The 6,908-nt window shown below is 42.0% G+C and carries 7 protein-coding genes and 2 tRNA genes; 6 read left to right on the forward strand and 3 right to left on the reverse strand.

Annotation, left to right across the window (positions count from 1 at the left end; genetic code table 11):
• Positions 1-77: 77 nt before the first annotated feature.
• Positions 78-153 (reverse strand) — tRNA-His (locus AC4GME_RS04495).
• Positions 154-202: 49 nt separating this feature from the next.
• Positions 203-279 (reverse strand) — tRNA-Arg (locus AC4GME_RS04500).
• 208 nt (positions 280-487) lie between these two features.
• Here AC4GME_RS04500 and rnr point away from each other — a divergent pair.
• Positions 488-3,001: a ribonuclease R gene (rnr, locus tag AC4GME_RS04505; RefSeq protein WP_490378322.1), complete on the forward strand. Its 2,514-nt coding sequence runs from the start codon at positions 488-490 to the stop codon at positions 2,999-3,001.
• A gap of 36 nt (positions 3,002-3,037) precedes the next feature.
• Entirely contained in the window at positions 3,038-3,778 is a 741-nt protein-coding gene (rlmB, locus tag AC4GME_RS04510) for a 23S rRNA (guanosine(2251)-2'-O)-methyltransferase RlmB (RefSeq protein ID WP_490378320.1), read from the forward strand.
• A 78-nt stretch (positions 3,779-3,856) separates the two neighbouring features.
• On the opposite strand, the gene AC4GME_RS04515 is transcribed toward rlmB, so the two are convergent.
• Positions 3,857-5,113 carry a DUF481 domain-containing protein gene (locus tag AC4GME_RS04515; protein ID WP_490379060.1) on the reverse strand — a complete coding sequence of 419 codons (1,257 nt, stop codon included), beginning with the start codon at positions 5,111-5,113 and terminating at the stop codon, positions 3,857-3,859.
• A gap of 370 nt (positions 5,114-5,483) precedes the next feature.
• Between AC4GME_RS04515 and rpsF the strand changes: the two genes are divergently transcribed.
• Genes rpsF through rplI form a run of 4 tightly spaced genes read left to right on the forward strand, consistent with a single transcriptional unit; the run spans position 5,484 to position 6,902 of the window.
• On the forward strand, positions 5,484-5,882 hold the full coding sequence (gene rpsF / locus AC4GME_RS04520) for a 30S ribosomal protein S6 (RefSeq protein ID WP_490379061.1): 399 nt from the start codon (positions 5,484-5,486) through the stop codon (positions 5,880-5,882).
• Positions 5,883-5,890: 8 nt separating this feature from the next.
• Positions 5,891-6,196 carry a primosomal replication protein N gene (priB, locus tag AC4GME_RS04525; RefSeq protein WP_490379062.1) on the forward strand — a complete coding sequence of 102 codons (306 nt, stop codon included), beginning with the start codon at positions 5,891-5,893 and terminating at the stop codon, positions 6,194-6,196.
• A 9-nt stretch (positions 6,197-6,205) separates the two neighbouring features.
• The gene (gene rpsR / locus AC4GME_RS04530; RefSeq protein WP_011771657.1) at positions 6,206-6,433 is read left to right on the forward strand and encodes a 30S ribosomal protein S18; all 228 of its coding nucleotides are present in this window, start codon (positions 6,206-6,208) and stop codon (positions 6,431-6,433) included.
• Positions 6,434-6,449: 16 nt separating this feature from the next.
• The gene (gene rplI / locus AC4GME_RS04535; RefSeq protein ID WP_490379063.1) at positions 6,450-6,902 is read left to right on the forward strand and encodes a 50S ribosomal protein L9; all 453 of its coding nucleotides are present in this window, start codon (positions 6,450-6,452) and stop codon (positions 6,900-6,902) included.
• Positions 6,903-6,908 lie beyond the last annotated feature (6 nt).

Consider the following 6,908-nt stretch of genomic DNA (forward strand, 5'->3'; position numbering starts at 1 on the left):
TGACCCCCTGGTCCCAAACCAGGTGCGCTACCAAGCTGCGCTAATCACCGAATATCTTGTTTTACATCGAGAAAAGATGGGGCGAATGACGGGGATTGAACCCGCGACAACCGGAATCACAATCCGGGGCTCTACCAACTGAGCTACATCCGCCACTAATACTTCTTTACGCTATCGAACTGAACAATTGTCATCCGAAGAATGGCGCACCCGACAGGAGTCGAACCTGCGGCCTTTGCCTCCGGAGGGCAACGCTCTATCCAGCTGAGCTACGGGTGCTCACGTCTTTAGCGTGGCGCGGATATTACTGCTAGTTGTCGATCCTGTCTAGTGTTTTTTACTACTTTTTTAAATTTTTATCTTACTTGCTTATTCAATAAGCAATTCCACATTAATAATTAATCCATTGAATTAAATTATTTAATAAGATGCTTTTACGATTTTCAGATATACTTTCACTAATTTATTTATTAAAGAGCGTCCAGCTATGACCTTAGATCCCTTCTTAGATCGCGAATCACAAACTTACGAACACCCGGTGCCAAGCCGTGAATTCATTTTAGAATACATGGAAAAACAGGCAAAACCTGTCAGCCGTGACGCATTATTCAGCGCATTTTCACTAAGCAGTGAAGAGGAAGCTGAAGGTTTACGTCGCCGTTTGAAAGCAATGGAGCGTGATGGTCAATTAGTTTGGTGCCGTAACGCCACCTATGCCCTACCTGATAAGCTCGATCTAAAAAAAGGTAAAGTGATTGGCCATAAAGACGGTTTTGGTTTCTTAAAAACCGAAGAGGGAGGATCCGACCTTTTCCTGCCAGCACATCAAATGCGTCTGTTATTTCACGGGGATAAAATCCTTGCTCAACCTGTAAAAGTGGATGCACGCGGTCGAACTGAAGCACGTTTTGTACGTTTACTGGAAGCTCGCCAAGAGGCGATTGTGGGCCGTTACTTTGTTGAAGATGGTATTGCGGTTGTGGTCCCCGATGATTCGCGTCTTAATCAAGATATCCTGATTAGCAAAGATAACAGTAACGGTGCGCGTCATGGTCAGATTGTGGTGGTTGAAATTATTCAACGCCCGAAAGCGCGCTTTACTGCTACTGGTAAAATTACCGAAGTGCTTGGTCAAGAGATGGAGCCGGGCATGGAAGTGGAAATTGCACTGCGTACCCACGATATTCCCCATGAATGGCCAGAAGGTTTAGATAAAGAACTGAAACCATTTGGCGAATTTGTTCCTGAGCATGCCATTGAGGGCCGTATTGATCTGCGTAAACTTCCCTTAGTAACCATAGATGGCGAAGATGCACGTGATTTTGATGATGCGGTTTTTTGTCAACGAGAAAAAGATGGTGGCTGGCGTTTATGGGTGGCGATTGCCGATGTCAGTTATTATGTTCGCCACGGCACCATTTTAGATAAAGAAGCGATTAATCGCGGTAACTCGGTCTATTTCCCGGATCAAGTTATCCCTATGCTTCCTGAGGTGCTGTCTAACGGCTTATGTTCATTAAACCCGCAAGTTGACCGTTTGTGTATGGTCAGCGAAATGGTTATCTCTAAAGATGGGCATTTAAGCGATTATAAATTCTATGAAGCGGTAATGAACTCTCATGCGCGTTTCACTTATACCAAAGTGGCGGCGATCTTAGAGGGTGACGAACCTTTGCGAGAGCAATACAAACCTTTAGTGCCACATATTGAAGAGTTAGAGCATCTTTATAAAGCGTTTAAAAAAGCACGTCATATCCGCGGCGGTATGGAATTTGAAACACTTGAAGTACGTTTTCTATTTAATGAAGCACGCAAAATTGAGTCTATCGAACCATTAGTGCGTAACGATGCCCACAAGATCATCGAAGAGTGTATGATTCAGGCGAACGTTGCTTCAGCACGTTTAATTGAAAACGCGCAAGCAGCCGCCCTATTCCGCGTTCATGAAACACCAAGCGAAGAAAAACTGGTTAACTTCCGCTCGTTTTTAGCTGAACTGGGCTTAAGCCTGGGCGGCGGCGATAAACCGGCACCGCGAGATTACGCCGACCTGGCTGAAACATTTGCAGGTCGTGAAGATCAAGAGCTACTGCAGACCATGCTGTTGCGCTCTATGAAACAAGCGGTTTATCAGGATGAAAACCTCGGTCACTTTGGTTTGGCATTGGCTGAATATTCGCACTTTACCTCGCCAATTCGTCGTTACCCGGATCTGATTCTACATCGAGCCATTAAATACCTGGTTGCCCATCAGGAAAAAGGTCAGCAGAAATCAAAATGGACCAGCACTGGCGGCTACCATTACCAGCATGATGAGATGGGCTTTTTAGGTGAGCATTGTTCAACGACCGAGCGCCGCGCTGATGATGCAACCCGTGATGTTGCTGACGCGCTAAAATGTGAATATATGCAGGATCATGTCGGTGACACTATGGTGGGTACGATTGCGGCCGTGACCAACTTCGGTTTCTTTGTGCGCCTTAATGATATTCATATCGACGGTTTAGTACATGTCACCAGTCTTCTTTCCGATTATTATATCTTTGATGCCGGTAAACAAACGCTGAAAGGTGAACGTACCGGACGTACTTACCGTATTGGTGATGTATTAGAAGTAAAAGTATTGTCTGTTAATTTAGATGATAAAAAAATCGACTTTGAATTGGCCGATCAGGAAGCTGCAGGACAGCGTAAACGCGCACGAAAAACTGCGGCAAAAGAAAATGATCGCCCGATGGATCGCCGCGCCCGTTCTAAATCAGCGAAGCCGGGCCGCAGTAACGATAAAAAGCCGTTTAAGAAAAGTGACCAGCCGTTAATTCGCGAAATAGATAAAGAAACGGATCAGCAGCAGAAGAAAACTAAAAAGCCCAAAAAGAAAACCAATATAAAACAGGGTGAAAAAAATACCCCTACATCTAACAAGAAAAAAGCTACAGCGAAAAAGAAACGCCCAGGTCGTGCTGAGCGCACTCGAAACAAAGCTAAAAAAGACAGCTGAGAGCTAACTGAACATACAATTAGAGAAGAATAGATAATGAGTAAAAGTGAATTAATATACGGCATGCATGCCGTTGATGCCCTATTAGAAAAACAACCTGAGCGTGTTATTGAAGTTTACGCTTTAAAAGGGCGTGATGACGAACGCCTGAATTCAGTGATAGCAAAAGCACGCGAATGGGGAATTTCTGTGCAGTTTATGCAGCGCAAAGCATTAGATGATAAGTCTGAAGGCGAACAGCACCAGGGTATTATCGCCCGTGTAAAAGCTGCTAAAGTTTTAACTGATAATGATTTAGACCCAATTCTTAATGAATTAGACGTACCACCGTTTTTATTGATTTTAGACGGCGTAACGGATCCGCATAATTTAGGTGCTTGTCTGCGTAGTGCAGATGCAGCCGGTGTACATGCGGTCATTATACCTAAAGACAACTCAGCAAGCCTGACCCCCGTGGTACGTAAGGTAGCCTGCGGCGCTGCTGAATCAATGCCGTTAATTCATGTCACCAACCTTGCGCGCACTATGCGTGCACTGCAGGATAAAGGGATCTGGATTTACGGTACTGCAGGTGAAGCGACACAAAATATCTACGACTGCAAATTAGAAGGTGGTATGGCCTTAGCAATGGGTGCGGAAGGTAAAGGGTTACGCCGTTTAACACGCGAACACTGTGATGAATTAATTAAACTGCCGATGGCAGGTGCAGTTTCAAGCTTAAATGTATCGGTAGCAACAGGTATCTGTCTGTTTGAAGTGGTTCGCCAACGCCGCTAATCAAGAAGTGATTAAGCGAATAAAAAAATGCGCCTTGATGGCGCATTTTTATTTTCTGGGACAGCTCTATATCCTAGCCTAAAACGCATACATTAAATTGAGCCCTGTGGTGACCTCTTTATTTAATGTATCAACAGGTACGTTTTGCGTGTATTTATATTCAAAATCAAAGATTAAATATAACTCCCGGTAGATTTTATTCTGTGCTTTAAAGTTCACGCTATAAATACTGTTTTCATTACCCATCTCCCACACTGTATTCATTATCACCTGTAGAGACTCTGAAACAACGCGCTCGTAATTAAGGCGGGTGCGCACGATAAATTCATTAACAGAAACAGCATTTTCACCATTATTTGGCACCGCCGTACGATAACCCGGGCCAATTTCCATATTAAATTTATGCTTGCTTTGATCAAAGACAATGCGCCCGTAACCAACCGTATAAACATCCTCTTGATCATAGCTGGCAAATTGACTGCGTTGTATATCACTACGGGCAAAGAGCAGGTTACGCGGATCTAAATAATAATCCGCCTGTAACTGCCAGCGATATTTTTCGGTGGTCATCTCACGCTCTTCTTCTTCAAGTTCAAACTTTAAATTACTATTGAACTTATATTGATCCGCTTGCTCATAATCTAAAACAAGACGGCCATTAACTGCACGGGTAACTTTATTATCCTGTTCATATGAAAAACCAAATTCAACAGATCCTGAAAAATTATCAGCCTCTTTATCCTTAGTCACCAGCAGATCTGGCTCTCCCGCCGACTCGATCTTTTCGGCTAATGCATCCTGCTTAATGGAACTAGCTGCAGATGATTTATTCTCAATTAAATCAGGCTGGCGTTGAATATTTGTTTTTAGTAAATCAATATCTGAGACAATTAATGCAGGCTGTTGAGGTTCGACTTCTTGCTGGTCGCTGTTATTTTTTTCCAGTAGCGTTATATAACTGTGCTGCGTCTGCGCTTCATTTTCAAGACGGGTTATCTGCTCACTTAATTTTTGATTCTGCTTAACCAGCAAACTCAATTGCGCTTGTAACGACGCACTCTTTTTTCTGCTTTTTCTTTTCTCTTGAGAGAGTCTTTTTATCTCTTTTAGATTTTCTTTTTTTTCAATAACTAACGGTAAAGGCGCTACTGGTGTAAATTGAGGCTGAATATCAGTGATTGGACTTTCAGCAATAGATTGACTGTTATTTTCTTTTATTGCTAGTGTTTGATTTTTTAGCTCTAGCTCAGTTTTATTATCAGCAAACAGCATAATATTCACGGCAAGTACCGCAACATTAATAACTAAAATGAAAAGTAATTTCGAATTAAGCAAGGCACACTCGTAATAGATTATGAATAAATAAAAGTTCAGGAAATGTATTTTAAAATCAAATGAAATAGATTTACAGTACTTTCTCTTAAAATAAAAGCCAACGAAACAAATACAAAATCAAACGAAAGGTTATTATGGTGCGATTGTTTGCAATAAAAGTATAGAAAATCTATTTTAAAAGCTAATTAAACAGATTTATAGTACTTTCGTTTAAATTTTTTACGCTATCTTTATCATCCCCCTTGCGTCAGTTCACACTAAACTGTACAATTTGTCGCCTTAAATCAGCCACCCTTTTTTGTTCCTTGCTTCTATTTGGTACGGCTGAGCCAATCTAAGAAGCTACTAACCCGTAAGGAGCGATTTTTATATGCGTCATTATGAAATCGTATTTATGGTTCACCCTGATCAGAGTGAACAAGTTAATGGTATGATTGAACGTTACACAGCATCTATCACAGAAGCTGGCGGTACAGTTCATCGTCTAGAAGACTGGGGCCGTCGTCAACTGGCTTACCCAATCAACAAGCTACACAAAGCACACTATGTTCTTATGAATATTGAAGCTGAACAGAACGTAATCGATGATTTGGAAACTGCTTTCCGTTTCAACGATGCAGTGATCCGTAACATGATCATGCGTACTAAAGCTGCTGTGACTGAAGTTTCTGTAGTGGCAAAAGCAAGAGAAGAGCGTACTGAACGTGCTCCTCGTGCTCCACGTCCAGAAGTTGAAGCAACGCCTGCAGAAGCACCAGCTGAAGCATAAGCGACTTAGTGACTGATAACTTTTTGCGACTTGCTGGTGTAGTGACTGAGAAGCCTACATTCAAAAAGAGTCCTGCAGGTATTGAACACTGCAATTTCGTGATTGAACATCGTTCAATGCAAAAAGAAGCTGAGTTACCACGCAACGTTTTTTGTTATATGCCCGTTGCAGTAAGTGGAACATTAGCTAGTCAGTTAAAAAATAAATTATCGAAAGGGATGCAAATTAGACTAAGTGGTTTTATCACTTATCACCAAAGTAAAAATAACCTTGGTAAATTAGTTTTGCATGCTCAGTACATAGAACAAATTTGAGGAAATACCATGGCTCGTTACTTCCGCCGTCGTAAGTTCTGTCGTTTCACCGCTGAAGGTGTTAGCGAAATTGATTACAAAGACGTTGTTACGTTAAAAAATTACATCACTGAAAGTGGTAAAATCGTACCTAGCCGTATTACTGGCACATGTGCAAAATACCAACGTCAACTAGCGCGCGCTATCAAACGTGCACGTTACTTGTCACTTTTACCATACACAGATTTACACAAGTAAATAGGAGCTATAGATTATGGAAATCATTCTACAAGATACAGTTGCTAACCTTGGTAAACTTGGTGATAAAGTTGATGTTAAAGCAGGTTACGCACGTAACTTCCTTTTCCCACAACAAAAAGCTGTACCAGCAAACAAAGCAAACTTAGAAGCTTTTGAAGCACGTCGTGCTGAATTAGAAGCTAAACAAGCTGCTAACCTTGCTGCTGCAGAAAAACGTGGCGCTGCATTAGAAGCATTAGAAGCGGTTACTATCACTTCTAAAGCTGGTGATGAAGGTAAACTATTCGGTTCAATCGGTACGCGTGATATTGCTAATGCAATCACTGCTGCTGGTGTAGCTGTAGTTAAAAGTGAAGTTCGTCTTCCTGAAGGCGCTTTACGTAACACTGGTACTTACGAGATTGCTGTTTCAGTACACTCTGACGTATCTGCTGTTGTTAACGTTGAAGTTGTTGGCGAAGAGTAATTCTTC

This window comes from Psychromonas sp. (assembly GCF_983033635.1).

What these genes read in the sequence shown, in the direction of transcription:
- rnr (WP_490378322.1), top strand. Translation starts at nt 488, where the DNA reads ATGACCTTAGATCCCTTCTTAGATCGCGAATCACAAACTTACGAACAC.
- rlmB (WP_490378320.1), top strand. Translation starts at nt 3,038, where the DNA reads ATGAGTAAAAGTGAATTAATATACGGCATGCATGCCGTTGATGCCCTA.
- rpsF (WP_490379061.1), top strand. Translation starts at nt 5,484, where the DNA reads ATGCGTCATTATGAAATCGTATTTATGGTTCACCCTGATCAGAGTGAA.
- rpsR (WP_011771657.1), top strand. Translation starts at nt 6,206, where the DNA reads ATGGCTCGTTACTTCCGCCGTCGTAAGTTCTGTCGTTTCACCGCTGAA.
- rplI (WP_490379063.1), top strand. Translation starts at nt 6,450, where the DNA reads ATGGAAATCATTCTACAAGATACAGTTGCTAACCTTGGTAAACTTGGT.